General features: G+C 36.1%; 15 protein-coding genes. 10 read left to right on the top strand and 5 right to left on the bottom strand.

Annotated elements, in window-relative coordinates; all coding sequences use genetic code 11:
* The first annotated feature begins 27 nt into the window (after positions 1–27).
* Positions 28–975 carry a phosphatase PAP2 family protein gene (locus M900_RS10260; RefSeq protein WP_021274834.1) on the top strand — a complete coding sequence of 316 codons (948 nt, stop codon included), beginning with the start codon at positions 28–30 and terminating at the stop codon, positions 973–975.
* Positions 975–1,664 carry an SAM-dependent methyltransferase gene (locus M900_RS10255; RefSeq protein ID WP_021274800.1) on the top strand — a complete coding sequence of 230 codons (690 nt, stop codon included), beginning with the start codon at positions 975–977 and terminating at the stop codon, positions 1,662–1,664. The genes M900_RS10260 and M900_RS10255 overlap by 1 nt, the downstream gene beginning before the upstream one ends.
* Here M900_RS10255 and M900_RS10250 read toward each other — a convergent pair.
* Positions 1,661–2,815 (bottom strand): triacylglycerol lipase, encoded by a 1,155-nt coding sequence (locus tag M900_RS10250; RefSeq protein WP_021274855.1) that lies wholly within the window; start codon positions 2,813–2,815, stop codon positions 1,661–1,663. The genes M900_RS10255 and M900_RS10250 overlap by 4 nt on opposite strands.
* Positions 2,816–2,953: 138 nt before the next feature.
* Here M900_RS10250 and M900_RS10245 point away from each other — a divergent pair, with 138 nt between their 5' ends.
* From M900_RS10245 to M900_RS10225, 5 genes are read left to right on the top strand one after another with little or no spacing between them, the layout of a single operon-like run.
* Positions 2,954–3,973: a type 2 isopentenyl-diphosphate Delta-isomerase gene (locus M900_RS10245; RefSeq protein WP_021274844.1), complete on the top strand. Its 1,020-nt coding sequence runs from the start codon at positions 2,954–2,956 to the stop codon at positions 3,971–3,973.
* A gap of 9 nt (positions 3,974–3,982) precedes the next feature.
* On the top strand, positions 3,983–5,299 hold the full coding sequence (locus M900_RS10240) for a hydroxymethylglutaryl-CoA reductase, degradative (protein WP_034732412.1): 1,317 nt from the start codon (positions 3,983–3,985) through the stop codon (positions 5,297–5,299).
* Positions 5,300–5,315: 16 nt separating this feature from the next.
* Positions 5,316–6,344 (top strand): GYDIA family GHMP kinase, encoded by a 1,029-nt coding sequence (locus M900_RS10235; RefSeq protein ID WP_021274848.1) that lies wholly within the window; start codon positions 5,316–5,318, stop codon positions 6,342–6,344.
* Complete coding sequence (gene mvaD / locus M900_RS10230; protein ID WP_021274833.1) at positions 6,334–7,410, top strand: diphosphomevalonate decarboxylase; 1,077 nt, start codon at positions 6,334–6,336, stop codon at positions 7,408–7,410. Before M900_RS10235 ends, mvaD begins: the two co-directional genes overlap by 11 nt.
* A complete protein-coding gene (locus M900_RS10225) occupies positions 7,403–8,317 on the top strand; it encodes a mevalonate kinase (protein ID WP_021274822.1) in 915 nt (304 codons plus the stop codon). Before mvaD ends, M900_RS10225 begins: the two co-directional genes overlap by 8 nt.
* A gap of 49 nt (positions 8,318–8,366) precedes the next feature.
* On the opposite strand, the gene M900_RS10220 is transcribed toward M900_RS10225, so the two are convergent.
* Positions 8,367–9,194 (bottom strand): hypothetical protein, encoded by an 828-nt coding sequence (locus M900_RS10220; RefSeq protein WP_021274854.1) that lies wholly within the window; start codon positions 9,192–9,194, stop codon positions 8,367–8,369.
* A gap of 110 nt (positions 9,195–9,304) precedes the next feature.
* Positions 9,305–11,023, bottom strand: a complete 1,719-nt coding sequence (locus M900_RS10215; protein ID WP_021274840.1) for a hypothetical protein — start codon at positions 11,021–11,023, stop codon at positions 9,305–9,307.
* Positions 11,024–11,116: 93 nt separating this feature from the next.
* Between M900_RS10215 and M900_RS10210 the strand changes: the two genes are divergently transcribed.
* The gene (locus tag M900_RS10210; protein ID WP_034732398.1) at positions 11,117–13,063 is read left to right on the top strand and encodes a sigma 54-interacting transcriptional regulator; all 1,947 of its coding nucleotides are present in this window, start codon (positions 11,117–11,119) and stop codon (positions 13,061–13,063) included.
* 55 nt (positions 13,064–13,118) lie between these two features.
* Here M900_RS10210 and trxB read toward each other — a convergent pair whose 3' ends face one another.
* Both trxB and M900_RS10200 read right to left on the bottom strand, forming a co-directional pair.
* Entirely contained in the window at positions 13,119–14,042 is a 924-nt protein-coding gene (trxB, locus tag M900_RS10205; protein ID WP_021274792.1) for a thioredoxin-disulfide reductase, read from the bottom strand.
* Between the two features lie 41 nt (positions 14,043–14,083).
* Complete coding sequence (locus tag M900_RS10200; protein WP_021274842.1) at positions 14,084–14,281, bottom strand: hypothetical protein; 198 nt, start codon at positions 14,279–14,281, stop codon at positions 14,084–14,086.
* Between the two features lie 114 nt (positions 14,282–14,395).
* On the opposite strand from M900_RS10200, the gene M900_RS10195 reads away from it, so the two are divergent.
* Complete coding sequence (locus M900_RS10195; RefSeq protein ID WP_157680632.1) at positions 14,396–15,922, top strand: hypothetical protein; 1,527 nt, start codon at positions 14,396–14,398, stop codon at positions 15,920–15,922.
* Positions 15,923–15,937: 15 nt separating this feature from the next.
* Positions 15,938–17,077: a hypothetical protein gene (locus M900_RS10190; protein WP_021274835.1), complete on the top strand. Its 1,140-nt coding sequence runs from the start codon at positions 15,938–15,940 to the stop codon at positions 17,075–17,077.
* Positions 17,078–17,207 lie beyond the last annotated feature (130 nt).

Genomic DNA, 17,207 nt, shown 5'->3' with positions numbered 1-17,207 from the left:
TTTTTTAAATATTGTTATAATTCAATGATGTTTGAATCAAAAATACAAAAAGCTTGGCAGGACTATAGGGGAGACTTTGGCCTTGGACGAATAGGTCTTTGGGTCTCTCTGTTTGAAGTTTTCATTTTCTTTATTTGTTTACTTTTTTTTGAAGCAATTATTATTGAGCCACTACTCCCTGTTATCTTAATTTTATTTCTTATCTCCCTAGAAGCTTATATTCATCGACTAAGAAATGTTCATCGGTTTCTGATAAACACCCTTTTTCTCACTTGCTGTATTATTTTTAATTACGTCTTCGTTGGGACATTTGATAAGCTTGCTGGTGGACTTACTCGTTACGATCTGTACTTTGCTGACCTTGACTTGCAAATACTTGGTCTTACCTCTGCCGCTTTTTTCTTGAAGGTGACTAGCTTTTTAGGTCCTCTTCAATCTCTTTATTATGATTTTTTGCAACTCTCATATATGACTTATTTTCTATTTCCCTTTCTTGGTGGAATTTTCTACTATCAACAATTAAGCGAAAGGAATAAGTACAAGATAGGAAGGTTCTTTGCCTCTTTGATGATTTTTTTCTTTTTTAACTTTCTCTTGTATGTTCTGGTTCCAGTTTCTGGTCCTCAGTACTTTCTTGCCAGTGTGAAGGAGCTTTCACTACCGTTGTCAGCTTTTGGTGTATTTTTTAACAACATTGTTCTAAATTCGCACCCTAATTTCATTGATTGCTTTCCCTCTGGGCACACAGGAATTTCTGTTCTTGTGACAATATGGATGTTTAAAATTAAAAATCATTATCGTTATATCTTTCTTCTTTTCTGTGTCGGAATGATTCAGGCAACTTTAGCATTAAAGTATCACTATCTACTTGATGTTCTTTGCGCATTTCCATTTGCGTTTATTTGTTATAAATTAGCTTACTTTATAGTTCCAATTGATATTGATATTAGAAGACATAGGAAGTGGAGATTTTAATGGCCGGTACATTATTTTTAATTGCAACCCCAATTGATGAAGAGAGTCCATTAGAGCCTATCGCTCTTGATTTATTGATGAAGGCCAGTGCTGATGAACAGAACTCTATTCTTTTAATAGAAGATCTTAAGCCATGTCGTCGTCGTTGGTTACGTTTTGGTCTTCCTCGTGAATCAATTGAATCATTCATTCAGTTCAATGAACATACTCAAAGAGAGCTCGCCCCTAAAATTATCTCCCTTATAAACTCAGGAAAAAACGCCTATCTTATGAGTGATGGGGGACTTCCGGCTTTTTGTGATCCTGGACAAGTTTTGGTTCGTCTTGCCCACGAAGCTGGAATAAGAGTGACATGTACACCACACTCAAACTCTATTTCCCTTGCCGTTGCTCTCTCTGGAATTGACTGTTCAAAATTTCTTTTTACAGGTTTTCTTCCAAAGGATGGAGATGATAGAAAACGAGTTCTTAATGAATATAGTTTATTAGAGTATCCCGTGATTCTTATGGATACTCCATATCGTTTAAAGCGAACTCTCGAAGAAATTGATGAGGTGATGCCAAAAAGAAAGCTTTTCCTTGGGATGGACCTTAACAGTTCTAGTGAAGAGCTTCTCTACGCGAAGGCATCGAAGATTTTAAAGAAGCTTGATGAAGTGAAGCGTGAGTTTATAATCATTTTAGACTAGCTATCGAGATTAACATCGACATAGCTTGTCTTACCTGATTGGACAGGAACAGTGAGTTCCTTATGTTTTCCTTTCAGATTTTTAATGACGACTTTGATCTCTGTACTTCCTTTACTCGTCTTTCCATAGATAGTTTTTGAATAGAGGTTTTTATAAACTTTCTTGGTAAGGTTAAATAGTGATGAGCTTTTAATTTTCTTTGTATCACTACTTTTCTTCGCCATTACATAAGGGCGATTCGCTGATTTTATATAAAGATTAACTCTAAAACTTTTCTCTTCAATATCAATATTCTCTTCACGTGCATCAATACCAACAAGTTTCTTTGCTATCGCTTGTGCTACTGGATTTTTACATCTTCTTAAAGAATCCCGACATGACTTTTCAATATAAGAAATACCTTTCCCAAGCGCACGAATATGTTGAGCATTGAGACTAATAAATGGAATATCATTTTCATTTATTTCGCTACCATTTGGCGCAACGTAAATATTATTTGGATTTGCAGAATAGATAGGAACAACTAAATCACTTTCTGAAATGCCTCTTTTAAAGCGTGTAAAACCGCCGATTGCTAGCGTATTAAGCTTTTTTAATAAAAAGAGAGATTCCTTTAATACTCTTAATGTCGCAGAACCATAGGTCATTCCCTCTAGCTCTTTTTTCCCAAAAGGGGATATTTTGCTTTCTTTTATTTTTCCACCAAGAAAAAGAGCATCTCTTCCAACCTTTGCAATGAGTGCTCCGTGAAAAGGAGTACCGAGTGTAATAAAAGATCTTAATTGTTTAAAGAGTGGCCGGTCTTGAATTTTTCTTAGATAAGCTAAGCCTACAAGTCCCCCTTGAGAGTGCATAATAAAAGAAATTTTATCTTCACGCTTTATTGATAATGATGTGATGAATTGATCGAGTGAATCAGAAAAATCAAAAATAGTTTTCTTATCATCACCTGTTGCATATTCAAATTCATGAACTTTTGCACATCCTTCGAAGTCTGCTTCAAGCGCCGACTTCATATGTCCAAAGGTTCCTTTATCAGAAGCTATTCCATGGATTAGAACAATGTTTTCTGTTTGAGCGCAGGAGTTCGCGTAGATAGTGTTTCCTGTCATCACGATCATCAGTGCTATAAGTATTTTTAATTTTTTCATACTTGTTCAATCGGAATAATTTAATGTTTCTTTATTATGTCACTTAAGTGCTTGAAATTGTTGATCGTCTAAGTCTTATAAAAAATACTAAGACGAGTAAAAACTAGTAAAATTATTAGAATTTTGCTACTTTGTGCCATGGTCGAAACAACAGAAAACTCAAGTAATAGAAAGCATCAGCATCTAGCGCTGACTAATAGTTCCCAAACATCAGAACTGATGGTTGATGAACGTTTTAATTATGAGCCAATGCTTTCAAATTTCTCATTTTTTAAAAATTTTAAGGCCTCTAAGTTTCTTGGAAAAGAAATGCGTGCCCCGATTTGGATAAGTTCAATGACTGGTGGTACTGGTGATGCGAGATATATTAATGAAAATTTAGCAACAGTTGCTTCGGAGTTCGGACTAGGTATGGGGCTAGGCTCTTGTCGTCAGCTTCTAACAGATCAAACATACTTTGAAGATTTTAATCTCAGACCTCGTCTGACTGACGCTCTTCCTTTTTATGCAAATCTTGGGATCGCTCAAGTTGAACAGCTTTTAAAAAATAATGATATAGCTGCTATCGAAAAACTTGTGACCTCCCTAAGTGCCGACGGAGTAATAGTTCATATTAATCCTTTACAAGAATGGTTTCAGCCAGAAGGTGATATCATTGAGCAAGCACCAATTGATACAGTGAAAAAGCTTCTTGAACTTACGCAGATTCCTGTGATCATTAAGGAAGTGGGTCAAGGATTAGGTCCAAAATCTCTCGAGTCCCTAATGTGTTTGCCTCTTGCTGCTATTGAGTTTGCTGCTTTTGGTGGGACAAATTTCGCACTTATGGAAAAACAACGTAATTCAAGTGACTTATCCACTCATGAAGAACTAAGCTTTGTTGGACATACTGCGCTAGAAATGGTAGAAATCTCGAACGAAATAATTGATAGATTAGGTGATAAAGTTCTTTGCAAGAACTTCATTATCTCTGGTGGGATACGCTCTTATTTAGACGGCTATTATTTAATTTCCCTTTCGAAAGGGAATGCTGTCTTTGGTATGGCCTCACCGTTTTTGAATTCAGCAAACGAAGGTATAGATAAACTTAGAAAATTTACTGCGGAAATGATTAGAGGGCTTGAAGTCGCATCTCGATATCTTTCTGTGAAGGAGTAGAGCTTGGAAATGGTTTCAGGTTTTTCAAAGTTAAATAAACTCGAAAAAATTGATTATCTTGTTGATACATGTTTTCAAGGAAGTCAGAGAGTTAAGAGTCAATTAAAAGAGTTTTGGCACAAGGATCTTGATGCCCAACAAATCTTTGATGAGTTTAGTGAAAATACAATCTCAAATTTCTACTTTCCATACGGACTTGTTCCTAACTTTGTTTTAAACGACGAAGTAAAAATAATCCCAATGGTTATTGAAGAAAGTTCTGTTGTCGCTGCTCTTTCAAAAGCTGCAAAGTTTTGGTCTACGCGTGGAGGCTTTCACGCTCAAGTTGTTTCAACAATTAAGCTTGGACAGGTTCACTTCATTTGGAATGGTGAAACTGAAAATCTAATAAAGTTCTTCAATGCTAACAAAGAAAAAATGTTCGCACATGTTGCTCCATTAACAATGAATATGGAAGCTCGTGGAGGTGGACTAAAAGACATTGAATTAATCAATCTAACAGAGCAAGAACCTGGTTACTATCAATTAAAAGTTTCTTTTGAAACTTGCGATGCGATGGGTGCAAACTTCATTAACTCTGTACTTGAGTCGCTTGGGCAGTTTCTTAAATCGACAATTCCTAATTATTATGGATTCTCGGATGATGAAAGAGATGTTCAAATAGTAATGTGTATTCTTTCTAATTATACTCCTGACTGTCTTGTTAAGGCGTGGGTTGAATGTGGAGTTGAAGAATTAAACGATCCAAGTAACGGAATGAGTGCCGATGAGTTTATCTCTAAATTTCATCGTGCAGTTAGAATCGCAACAATAGATCCATATCGTGCTACTACTCATAATAAAGGTATCTTCAATGGTATCGATGGTGTTGTTCTCGCGACAGGTAATGACTTCAGAGCTATTGAAGCTTGTGGGCATGCCTATGCTGCTCGTGACGGACAGTATCGTAGTTTAACGAAGTGTTCAGTCAATAATAATCAGTTTAGATTTGAGATTGAAATACCTCTTTCTCTTGGTACTGTCGGCGGATTAACTTCGCTACACCCTCTTTCAAAATTATCTCTTCAAATGCTTGGTGGTCCAAGTGCAAAAGAGCTAATGATGATTTGTGCAAGTGTTGGTCTTGCTCAGAACTTTGCAGCTTTAAGAAGTCTCGTTACAAGCGGTATTCAAAAAGGTCACATGAAGATGCACCTGATGAATATTCTTAATCAACTTGAAGCAACAGAAGTAGAAAAAGAAATCGTACGTAAAGAATTTGAATCAAAAGTAGTGTCTTTTAAATCGGTAAGAGAAGTTTTGGAAAAACTTAGAGGTCTACACTAAAATTAGGGAAGATAAAATGCAACAAGGCGAACATATTTTAAAATATATACCTGGAACAAATAGAATTGAGATCCCTGAGAGAGATCAATATTTCTATGGGCACGGGAAAGTATTACTCAGTGGAGAGTACTTTGTGCTAGATGGAGCTAAGGCCCTTGGCTTACCTACGCAAGTTGGTCAGTCTCTTTCAGTAAAATATTCATCATCATTTAGACCAAGACTTTACTGGAAATCTTATGATCCATCAGGAAAACTTTGGTTTGAAGCAACATTTGAATTTTGGCAATTTAATATTGTAAGTGAAGGAGAAGTGACACCTGAGGTTCTTGTTCTTCAAAATATTCTTCAAAGTGTGAGAAAACAAAATGCACACTTTTTAAGAGAAGATCTTGATGTTCACGTTGAAACACAACTTGGCTTCCCACTTAATTGGGGGCTTGGCTCGAGCTCGACACTGATTCACAATATTGCTACATGGGCGTACGTATCGCCATTTGAGCTGCTATTTAATACTCTGGGTGGTTCTGGGTATGATATTGCTTGTGCTCAAAGTGACGGGCCAATATTCTATCAGAAGACGAACGAAGGTCCTAATTGGTCACCAGTTCTTTTTGATCCAGAATTTAAAGAGAATTTATATTTTATTTATCTCGATAAGAAACAAAACTCTCGCTCTGCGATTGAGTATTATAATTCAAGAAAACCTCATGCTCCTGAAATTATCAAGGCAGTTAGTGATTTAACAGATTCTATCTCTATTTCAAAAACTGTTGATGAATTTAATTTCTTAATTAACGCGCACGAGGAAATAGTAGGAAAGAACTTAGGTCTTACACCGATAAAAGAACGTCTGTTCAAAGATTTCCTTGGAGAGGTCAAGTCTCTCGGAGCTTGGGGTGGAGATTTCATCCTAGCAAGTACTAAAGAGACGAAAGAGTATGTTGAAAACTACTTTTCAGTTCATGGCTTAAAAGTTGTTATACCTTATTCTGAGCTTGTTTTTAATTCTGAAAATACAATCGGTACTTCACATAATGTTCACTAATAAAAATTTTGATTTAAAAAAAGATGTTTTAAATGGAGAGGTAAGTGTTATCTCTCCATCTAATATTGCTCTCGTAAAATATTGGGGCAAGCATGGAAATCAATTACCATGTAATCCTTCAATTAGTATTACTCTCGACGATGCACACACAAGAACAACGATTCAGTTTGCAAAGAAGTCGTCCTCAGGAATTGATTTTGATTTTAGTTTTGAAGGGGCTCCGAACGAGAAATTCAAGGAGAAGATAGCTGTTTTTTTTGAGCAAATAACACCTCTCTTTCCATTTCTTGTGAATTATCATTTCACAATAGACTCACTAAATACTTTTCCACACTCTTCTGGAATTGCTTCTTCCGCATCAAGTATGAGTGCGCTAGGACTTGCGCTTGTGGAAATTGAGAAGCTTTTATCGCTAAAACTTTTTGAGGATGAGTATTACCTAAGTAAGGCATCTTATGTTGCGAGGCTTGGCTCGGGGAGCGCTTGTCGCTCGTTGTTTCCAAAAATGTCGGTATGGGGAAAAGCTGAGGGGCTATCTAAATCGAGTGATGATTATGGAATTTCTTATTTAGATTTTCATCCAAAGTTTGAAGGAATTCATGACTCAATCGCGATTGTATCAAAATCTGAGAAAGTTGTTTCTTCAAGGGCCGGGCATGCTCTAATGCAGACGCATCCATTTGCAGAAGTGAGATTTGCAAATGCCAGAAATAATCTTCAAATGCTTCTAAAAGCACTTAGGGATGGCGAATTTGATAAGTTTGCTGAGATCGTTGAAAGTGAAGCGCTTGAACTACATGGTCTAATGATGAATTCATCTCCTTCGTTTATTTTAATGGAGCCTAATACTCTCGAGGCCATTTCTCGAATTAGAAAGTTTAGGGCCGAGACAGGTCATAATATTTGCTTCACTCTTGATGCTGGACCAAACGTCCACATTCTTTATTTAAATGAGAATGTAGAGGAAATTCGCTCATTCCTTGAAAAGTCGATTCAGCCTTTATGTGAGAATGAATTTATTCTTCATGACAAGATGGGTGAGGGAAGTAGGAGCCTCAATGCTTAACAAGAGAACTTTTGGCGCCAAGGTTCTACTTTTTGGCGAATATTCGGTTATTAGAAAGTCCAATGCTCTTGCTCTGCCATATGCATTATTTGATGGACACCTTATTTTCCAAAAAGATAAAAATCGTTCAATTGATCCCGAACTGCAGGCCTTTTCAAAGTATATGAAAAGACTTATTGAAAAAGATGAGCTTGGATTTGAATTTGATGATAAGTCTTTTAGTTTTGATATTTCGGGTGGTTTAATTTTTGACTCTTCAATCCCTCCTGGATATGGTGTTGGAAGCTCTGGTGCCCTTTGTGCGACCGTATTTGATCGCTATGCAAAGATTAGTGATGAGCAAAAAAAAGATATCAAATTTTTAAAAGACTGCTTTAGTAAAATGGAATCACATTTTCACGGCTCAAGCTCTGGAATCGATCCTGTTATTAGTTATCTTAATTCTGCAATTCTCATTGGAGACTCTGGTAGCCTATCAAAAGTTGAAATCCCTAAATATGAAAATGGTCCTGGTGCAATTTTTCTTTTAAATACTGGGCGTACGCGAAGAACAGAACCTCTTGTGAATCTATTCCTTGAAAAATGCTCTTCTAAAGACTTTGCTTATCTTTGTGACCGCGTACTTAGTCCGATATCAAATCGTTGTATCGAATACTTTTTAAATGGAAATACGGAAGAGCTTTATACCGCAATGGAAGAGCTATCGAACTTTCAATTTGAGCATTTTAGGCCAATGATTCCAAATCTTTTTCAAGAACTGTGGGAAGTTGGTTTAAAAACTGGAAATTACCACTTAAAGCTATGTGGAGCAGGTGGGGGAGGATTCCTACTTGGAATTACTCGTGATATTTCGAAACTAAGTGAAGATTTCTGCTCGGCAGAGGTTAGACCACTATTTTATTTCTAACTGCTCTCTTATTTCAAAAGAGCAGTTCTCTTATCTTTCAAAATCAGTTTTAATTTGCCATTGCTGGAGCTTTTTTTGAGTCGGCCATTGTTGGTATCGACTTTAAGCTTCGTCCTACTTCTCTTGGGTTGTGAAATTCTTGATCATAAGCCCAGTTCTTCCAGTCTCCAATAGCTAGTGCCGCCTTAGAGAAACTCAACTCACTGGCCATAATCTCATCCATCTCCTTGATGATTGAATCATTGATTGATCTCTTGAATTGGATTCTAGTGATTGGCGATTGCGACTTTATTGCGTTGATATGTGATCTAAACTTTATTTCATTGAAAATAAAAGATACAAGGCCACTTTCAATTAACTCTGTAGAGTTTAACTCACTTGAACTCATTACCACTTTTTTATAGTAATTTGAACTTGTCAGCTGTGAGTTGATAGCACATCCATTGAATGAGCAAATTCCTTTTGTTAATGAGTCGAAAGATACTTTAAAGTTTTGTGAAATAAATTTAAAGTCAGCTCCCGCCATTAGCTCGAATGCACACTGATCAAAGACACCTTCGACATTCCATGTGATTGTTTGTGGTAGAACTAATTGTCCATAAGATACTCTTTGAAGAGTTTTGAGATAATTATAAACTTCAACTTCTGTTAATTCTTTAAGAAGGTCCTTACTTAATAATTCGAGATCACTGAATTGCGTTTCGATTACGACTGAGTAGATCTCAACTCGAGAGGTGAGCCAGTCAAAAAACTTTTCTAATTCAGCGGCTAAGACTTGTGGTTTGAAACCTGCGGAGTTAAGAATTTTTACGTTGCAAGTTCTTGTTTCTCTTTCAAAGGATACACTTAAGTAAGCGTAGTTAAAAAGTGATGTCATTTTACCTTCCTTGGCATTTTCGATTTATTGATCAATCCGTGATCAAACCTCTGAATAAATTATTCTATTTTTGAATATGCTTTGTCAAAAGATTCATCTTACATTTTTTGTCATGCAGACTTCTTTGCTCGGATATAGTAGTTGAGCGTTTCAGTGTGTGCCTGGTAATCAATGCTCTTGTCGGAGTGTTTAACTATTGATTTCAATAAGTTAAATAAGAGTTTGTTTTTCTGTGCCTTGTAGTCGCTTTGTTGTTTTCGAAGATTAAGCACAGGACTCTCTTTGCCATTTGATCGAATTACGGCCTTCTTTATTTCATTTCGTAGTTCAGTTAAATTCCCTGGCCAATTATATTCAAGAATATTTCTTGTTGCTTGTTCATCAAATCCCGTTAATTTATGTCCTCTCTTATTTTGCTCTTCAGATAAAATAATATCAGCTATTTCCAGTATATCGTTTTTCCTATTTCTAAGAGGGGGGATATGTAGGTAAATATCTGCAATATAGAAGTAGAGTTTCTTTGAAAATGCTCCAGTTTTTACTCGATGATATAATTCTTTAGATGAAAGACTAATGACTCTCATATTTAAATTTTTCAAGAAGTCATATAACTTGATCTGTTGTGAGTGATTCAGGTTTCCAATCTCATTGATAATGATTGTCCCTTTTTCAAATAGCTCATTGTCGTCAATACTTTCAAAGAATGTATTGATTTTATCAGGAGAGTCAAAATTAATATATCTAAGTTGTTCTGATTTAAATTTCCCTGATTCATGGAGATATTTTGCAAGTTCGTTTTTTCTTGAACCTTGTTCTCCAAGTATGAAGACATTCTTTGTGATATTTCTTAACAAGTCTGCCGAATTTTTAATCTCAAGTGAAGTCCTATTTTGTCCTAGGAATAGGTCTGATTTTATATCTTTATGATTTATTTCGAAATTAATATTCGTCGCAAAATCTTTTACATGATAAGAAATAATTTGTGAAATAAGTCTAATGCACGACTCTTGAAAAGCAGTAAATGCATTTCCACTTGTTGTGTTTGTTAGGGCTATGACGCCAACAACATTATGTTTTAAATTGTAAACAGGATAGGCGAGTAGTGTCTTGGTTTTCTCCCTATTTATATCATTTTCAGCAAGGGACAAATTTGAAATGACGTTATTTTCGTAGACCATATAGATATTGTTTTTCATATCGGTCTTTAGTAAATTCTCTTTTGCTGAGCTTCGGTATGAAACAAGCTTATTCTTTGTATGATTGTATAAGAAGAGATGATAATTTTCACAACGAAAGGATGTTTGCAGGTCCTGTAGAAAGTTATCAAGGGGCAATTCTTGAAAGTCTTGAATGATAGAATTAAAAAGTGAAAATAGCTCAACACTTTCGCCGGCACCAACTGTACGAGAAAGTGAACAGGCCATTTGTATATTTTTAATTAATTTTGTCTCAGAATAATGATTTAGAAAATCTTTCAAAAAGTAATTGAGGACACTATCTTTGCTCTGTCTCTCAAGTAGTACACCGTAGACAACTTCGCCTTTTTTAGATTCACTAATAAAGCTTCTTACAATTTTTCCTTTAAGTGAAAAATCCCAGTTATTAAAAATTCTTTTAGTGTAGATTTGTATCTCAACATCCTCACCATGAGGGAAATAAGATTTTGATGTGAAGTTTAGTCCAGAAAGATTAATTGATTCAATTTCTATTTGTCTGCAAGCACCTGAGTTGAAAGTGGTTGAGAATATATCTGCGTAGACCTTGTCATTTTTCTCAAGGGGTAAGCGGTATGACTTAAAAAATTGATAGTTAAGTAGACTGTTTTTCATTTAAACCTCACCTATTACTTATCGGCAATACTTGACTAAAGTTTAGGTGTATTTGAACCGATAGGGGAATTAGCAATTAACGAGGTTAAACACTTGAAAAAACTAAGACAGTACAGAATTCCAGTAGATAAGCATGATGACTTTGAAATAACGGCCTTTAGTGGAGGCAAAGTTTATAACTACAGTAACTCACATATCAAGCTAGTCAATATTTCAAATCAAGGTTGTGCTTTTGCCATTGATAAAGAAATTTCAGGTCAGCTGGATCTTACTCTGGTCATCAAGAAAAGAAAGTTCGAAGTTAACGCTCGAGTTATTCGTACAAGTAGTTACTACGAACATCGTGGAATGTATCTTGTTGGTTTAGAATACCTCAATATCGATGAAGATTTTTCTAATGAGTTAATATCATATTATCTCCATTCACTATCGCTAAGTCGTCTTAAAGCTCTTATGTTGGACATGATTCAAAATGAAGGTGACGTTGCTCAAAGTCGAGATTCTTTACAATTAGAAGATGATAATAGATTGTCTTTTAACAGCACAATTTTGTTTGATCTATTTAAGTTATTTCAGGCACATATTAAATCTAATAAGATTATTGAAATCTTTGCAAATGAAGTTAAGCGAAGTATTGAGGCAGAAATTTTTACGTTCTACATTTTCGAAAATGGTATGAATGATGTGAGTATTTTTGACTTCAGTACAGGTAAAGTGATGGAGACTTTGCTACCGGTGGTTGGATCTATGGCAACACTTCGTGATACTGAAACTGTCTGTATGCAAAAAACGGCCAAAAGTGTTAGAGATCCATTTTATAACCTTCAATTTGCACTTTATGACAAAGATATCAAGAACTTCATCCTTTATCCCGTAATTGATAAGTCGGGAAGTATTATAGGTGCTGTTGAATTTGCGAATAAATCTTTTAACGATGCATTCACTGATCAATGTGTTTTTGAAGTTTCAATCTTTTCAAATGTCGTTGGGACAACTCTTTCGACAGAAGAAGATGAAACAATCGCGCTGTTATCTAAAAAGTATATGTCAAAGCTTAGTAAAAATCTTTTGATTGGACCTAGTGATGATAATCAATATTTAAATTCATTTATTCTTGAATGTGCAAGAAATGATGATCGTATTCTCATCTCTGGTGAGTATGGTGTTGGTAAAAAGTTAATGGCGGTAAATATACATAAAAGTAGTGAAAGATCAGAGTATGGAATTGGCCATATCAATTGTCATGATATCGAGACTTTTGCTGACGTCGATAAGATTCTTGATTCTAATCATTCGCACACAGGGCTTCTTGAGCTTTATAGTGGTGGGACAATTGTATTTAAAGATATTAATTTCTTAAATTATCAATTAGGAGAGTATATTTTTAATAAGATTAAAATCAGGCAAGATATTCGTTTTCTTGCAACAACAACAGAATCGAGGGCCCTACTCTCTCATTTCAATGAAACATATCAACCTTTGATTCAATTCTTTGCACAGAAGGAAGTTCGCATTCCTCCATTAAAAGAGAGACGTGAGGATATTATTCCCCTTGCAAAATTCTTTGTCATTCAAATTTGTACTCAGCAGGGATTATCTCCAAAAAAACTTGGTGCCGACGTTTGTACACACTTCATGAATTATGACTGGCCAGGAAATATCAGTGAGTTAAAAATTGCGATTGATCGATTAATTACTATGGGGCAAGACTTAAAAACTTTAAACTATAAACGAACTCGCATCATGCCATTGATCGATCGCGAGATTGATGATGATTTCTATTTTGGTATCGAACTGAATAATGAAATGGTTGAAGATAAATCTCTCTACGAAAATGGCGACATAGAAGAGCTTTATTTCTACTTTTATACTGAGTCGCTACTTAATGAAGGACTTGGCCCTTATGAAATTCCTGCAATATTTAATATGGAACTTTCTGAATTTGAAGAAAGACTATACCATGCACATAATAAGGCCATCCATTTCTTTGGAGTCGGTAGCGATATGGTCGATCAGGTATTACAAAGAAAAGTTTCTTAACATAAAAAAGGGGCCAATCAGGCCCCTATTCTATTATTTTGAATTTTGATAAATTCTAGTTATCTTCTAAAAATCTCTCTGCTCTAATTGCGGCCATACACCCACTCCCCGCAGCCGAAATCGCTTGACGGTAGTATGAATCTTGAACGTCACCACATGCAAAAATACCTGGAACAGATGTATCTGGATGCTTACCTGTTACAATAAAACCATGCTCATCAAGCTCTACTTTTCCTTTAAGGAAGTCTGTGTTTGGCTTGTGACCAATTCCCATGAAAAGACCATCTGTTTCACGAACTGTTTCTTCGCCTGTCTTAAGATTTCTAATTTTAATTGCATTAACTCCAGCATCGTTTGCGATAATTTCACAAACTTCACTATCCCAAACAAATTCAATTTTTGGATTATCAAATGCTTTCTGTTGCATTGGTTTCGAAGCTCGCAGTGTATCTCTTCTATGAACGATATAAACTTTTGATGCGAACTTCGTTAGGAAGTTTGCTTCTTCCATTGCTGTATCACCACCGCCAACTACATACACGACTCTGTCTCTGTAGAAGAAGCCGTCACAAGTTGCACAAGCACTTACACCACGTCCAATAAGTGCTTTTTCATTTGGTAGCCCTAGATATTTTGCTGAGGCACCAGTTGCTAAAATTATTGTATCTGCAGTGAACTCTTGTCCATTTTCAGTTTTTAGAGTGAATGGTCTTTTTGAAGTATCGAGATCAGTAACTAGAGATGTTAAATACTCTGTCCCAAATCTTAAAGTTTGCTTCTTCATGTTGGCCATAAGCTCTGGCCCCATGATCCCCTCAGGGAATCCTGGAAAGTTATCAACTTCTGTTGTTGTCGTTAATTGTCCACCTGGCTCATGCCCCTCGATCACAAGTGGTTTTAGGTCTGCTCTAGAAGCATAAAGGGCTGCAGTATAACCAGCAGGTCCCGAACCAATGATAATTAGTTTTCTATGAGACATTTTCTTCTCCTTGAATTTGAATATAATATCTGACTAAATAACTACGAATCAGAGCTTTCAACACCAAGTTCTTTCTTTATGTCAGCTGGTCTGTCATCTTCTTCTGGATTTAGTTCGTAGTAAGCTTGAACTGATACTAGATCGTCTGGGCTAGGAGCCTCACGAGTCGTCTTATAAGTTTCTCCTGTCATTGTACAATCATAACGGAAAATCTGCTTTTGCTTTTTTCTCTTGGCCACGTTTTCACTCCAAATTTAAACTCTATTTTTTAACATAGTGCAAGGTAATATTAAGATAGATAAAAGGTTACCACATTGATTGAAATACTTCCATTTGTTATCCTTATAAATAAGATGAAAATTATAATAAAAACGACAATTTTGACTCTTTTTTTAGCAATTTCTGTTTCTGCGGCCCGTGAGGTCATATTGCAGGGCAAAAGCGACTCCGGTAAGACGGTTAAGCTTAACATCGGTAGCCTTGGTGGTCTCGTTGTCGATGATACAGCTGAGATTGCAAAAATTGGCGGTAGTCTCGAGGTTCCTAAGTTTGAAAAGGTTTCGTCTGGGAAGGTTTTGAAAGTTTTTCCAAGCTTTTCTTACTGGCACTTTCCTGATGCAGACAAGGAGAATTTTGTTGAGGGACAAAAATACTCTCTCAATCTTCGACGTGAAACTATCGCTGGCCGTGAAGGTGTTACCCCTAGTTACAAAGTAAAATCTTTTGAAAATGCAAAAGCTAAACAGGCACTGACAAAGTCTCAAGTTAGTAAGTTGCCACAAGATCTTGTCATGAAAAATGATGTCGAGCAAACTCGCATCTACGATCTCGAAGACCCTGATAATAAAGTAGGACTCAATATCAAAGAAATTTCTCTTAGAAATAAGTCAGATATATTACTTGATGATGATTATGAGGAAGTTAAATTCCTACGTGCTGATGAGGCAGAAATTGATATCAAACAAAAGACAGGCGAATACAAACAAAAAATCGCAAAGGAACAAAATAAAGCTCAACTTAAAAGCATCACATCTAAAGAGTATGGATATGAACAGCTTTATTACAACGGTGTACGTGTCAGAAAACCTTCTGATGCCCCAAGTTCAATTGCAAATATGTCTAACGAGTACTACGAAGAGATCACAAAAAAATCTGATATCCCTGAATCTACAAAAATCATGATTAAAGAAAATGGTCCTCTCTGGTCAGCGGACATGGGAAAGGAAGAACTTCAAACTTACCTTCTTAAAACTGGTATTGCTCGTGAGAAAGTTCGGCGCGAAAATTCAATGTTATTTAAGTCTGGAAATGAAGTTACATTATTCTTAGGCTCTAATCTTACCTCAAATTATACAAATGAAGACCCATCTCACCAAAGCAATGGTTTTACTCTTGGCCTAGCCTACGAACTTCACCTTGTTCGCGCCAGCGAAAGTTTTTCTCGCTTAAGTATTGATATGCTGATTGAACAAGGAACACTCAATGTTGATGTCGGAGGAATCAATGGTCGCGTAACTTACGGTGCACTTGCTGGCCATTTAAATTACTATTTCTACAATTACCCACATTCAAGAAATCGTGTCTCAATGTACGTCGGAGCAGGAATCAAAAGAGGTAATGGTGATATGACTTCTATTAACCTTACAAAAGATTATGAGTATGAAGTCTTGGCCCTTCCATCTCTTCACTTTGGAGCGAAATATCGCGCACCGGCTGCTCGTGATTACGAATTATATTCAAGCCTTGGCTTTGGTTTTAACTTTAAAGTCTCTGTTGAAACGACAAAGCTTCAGGCAATATCATCTCTTGATGATGAAATTTCAAGCAGCACAACAATTAATAATGTAAAAGCAGATATTGGATTAAGTTTTTTCTTTTAAAAGATAGGATTTTTTATGAAGTATTTACTATTTTTATCACTACTATTCTCTACAGCAACGAACGCCTTGGAAATAGACGAGAAACTCACTCTTCGAGTACTAGAAGTTTCATCTTCGAAGAAAACTTTACTTGTAAACAGAGGACTCGAAGATGGACTTGTCGTTGGAGATCACGCAAAGTTCTTTTTGACAAAAGGAGTGATTGCTCGTGGAGTTGTTGTAAAAGCTTCTCCCTCTCGTTCAATCTGGGCCGTCTACCGCTTGATCCATCCTGACGAAATTGTCAAAAATAATGTAATTAATCTTAAAATTTCATCCGCAGTAAAACTTACTGACGACAAAACAAAAAGTATCCGTGGCCTCTACTCTGGAGACTCAGAAATTGGCGAGCCAAATGATATAAATGCCGGATATAAAATAACAACTTCTAAAGTGGCTAGCTCGGGATCAGACTCTGACGAAGTCAGTGCCTTGATGAAAGATGGTGATATGGAAATGTCTGAAGATAACACTTCTATTAAAGATATTCCAGTTGGAAAATCTCCACTTGCAAGGGCCGGGAGATCTTCACATGGTCTCGAAGTCTATTCACTTTTGAGTGTAAGCTCTCTTGCCGGAACGTACAGTAACCAATCTGGTGATTATGATGCACAAAGTTCAAGTATGAACTTTTCAATTGGTATGGAAAAATACTTCCCTGAAGCAACTTCATTCTTTAAAAATATCTCTATTAAAGCTCATTACTCAATGACGAACTCATCTGCTGGAACAGGTGTCAACAATATCACATCAATCTCTGATATGGGTGGCGGTATTAGTTATTACTTTGGTAAAGGTCCATTTGTAACGAATTCTTTTATGTTCTTTACTGATGCGAACTTTGGTATTTCAACTGTATCACTTGAAGTCCAAGATAACGTAAGCACGTCCTCTTCAAGTAATACTTCTGGGACTCTTGAAGGAAGTGGAACTTTTATTTCTGTTGGTCTTGGGACAAAGTACTTGATGAATCAAGAGTTTGGCTTTATCGCAAAGCTTGATTACTATCAAGGAGCTTCTTCATTTGATGTCGAAGAGGGGACTGAGGTGGTAACTGACGAGTTTTCTCTTTCTGGGCCACGTGTGATGTTTGGTCTATCATATCGTTTCCTCTAGTAATTGCCCCAGTGTATTGGTGTTAAATTTTAAAAATAAATATTCAATTTTTGATTTAACACCAAAATCTCATCTGTAATTTCAGTTAAATACAACTCCTCCATTATGCCTGATCTTGCATATAGTTCTG

Source organism: Bacteriovorax sp. Seq25_V, from assembly GCF_000447795.1.
GTDB lineage: Bacteria > Bdellovibrionota > Bacteriovoracia > Bacteriovoracales > Bacteriovoracaceae > Halobacteriovorax_A.
Note: the sequence above shows the minus strand (reverse complement) of the source record. Positions and strands in the feature narration are given on the sequence as shown.

Excerpts from the sequence above, each read along its gene's own strand:
- trxB (WP_021274792.1), bottom strand. The coding sequence starts at position 14,042 with ATGTCTCATAGAAAACTAATTATCATTGGTTCGGGACCTGCTGGTTAT.
- M900_RS10220 (WP_021274854.1), bottom strand. The coding sequence starts at position 9,194 with ATGACATCACTTTTTAACTACGCTTACTTAAGTGTATCCTTTGAAAGA.
- M900_RS10255 (WP_021274800.1), top strand. The coding sequence starts at position 975 with ATGGCCGGTACATTATTTTTAATTGCAACCCCAATTGATGAAGAGAGT.
- M900_RS10235 (WP_021274848.1), top strand. The coding sequence starts at position 5,316 with ATGCAACAAGGCGAACATATTTTAAAATATATACCTGGAACAAATAGA.
- M900_RS10195 (WP_157680632.1), top strand. The coding sequence starts at position 14,396 with ATGAAAATTATAATAAAAACGACAATTTTGACTCTTTTTTTAGCAATT.
- M900_RS10190 (WP_021274835.1), top strand. The coding sequence starts at position 15,938 with ATGAAGTATTTACTATTTTTATCACTACTATTCTCTACAGCAACGAAC.
- M900_RS10245 (WP_021274844.1), top strand. The coding sequence starts at position 2,954 with ATGGTCGAAACAACAGAAAACTCAAGTAATAGAAAGCATCAGCATCTA.
- M900_RS10260 (WP_021274834.1), top strand. The coding sequence starts at position 28 with ATGTTTGAATCAAAAATACAAAAAGCTTGGCAGGACTATAGGGGAGAC.
- M900_RS10250 (WP_021274855.1), bottom strand. The coding sequence starts at position 2,815 with ATGAAAAAATTAAAAATACTTATAGCACTGATGATCGTGATGACAGGA.
- M900_RS10240 (WP_034732412.1), top strand. The coding sequence starts at position 3,983 with ATGGTTTCAGGTTTTTCAAAGTTAAATAAACTCGAAAAAATTGATTAT.
- mvaD (WP_021274833.1), top strand. The coding sequence starts at position 6,334 with ATGTTCACTAATAAAAATTTTGATTTAAAAAAAGATGTTTTAAATGGA.
- M900_RS10225 (WP_021274822.1), top strand. The coding sequence starts at position 7,403 with ATGCTTAACAAGAGAACTTTTGGCGCCAAGGTTCTACTTTTTGGCGAA.
- M900_RS10215 (WP_021274840.1), bottom strand. The coding sequence starts at position 11,023 with ATGAAAAACAGTCTACTTAACTATCAATTTTTTAAGTCATACCGCTTA.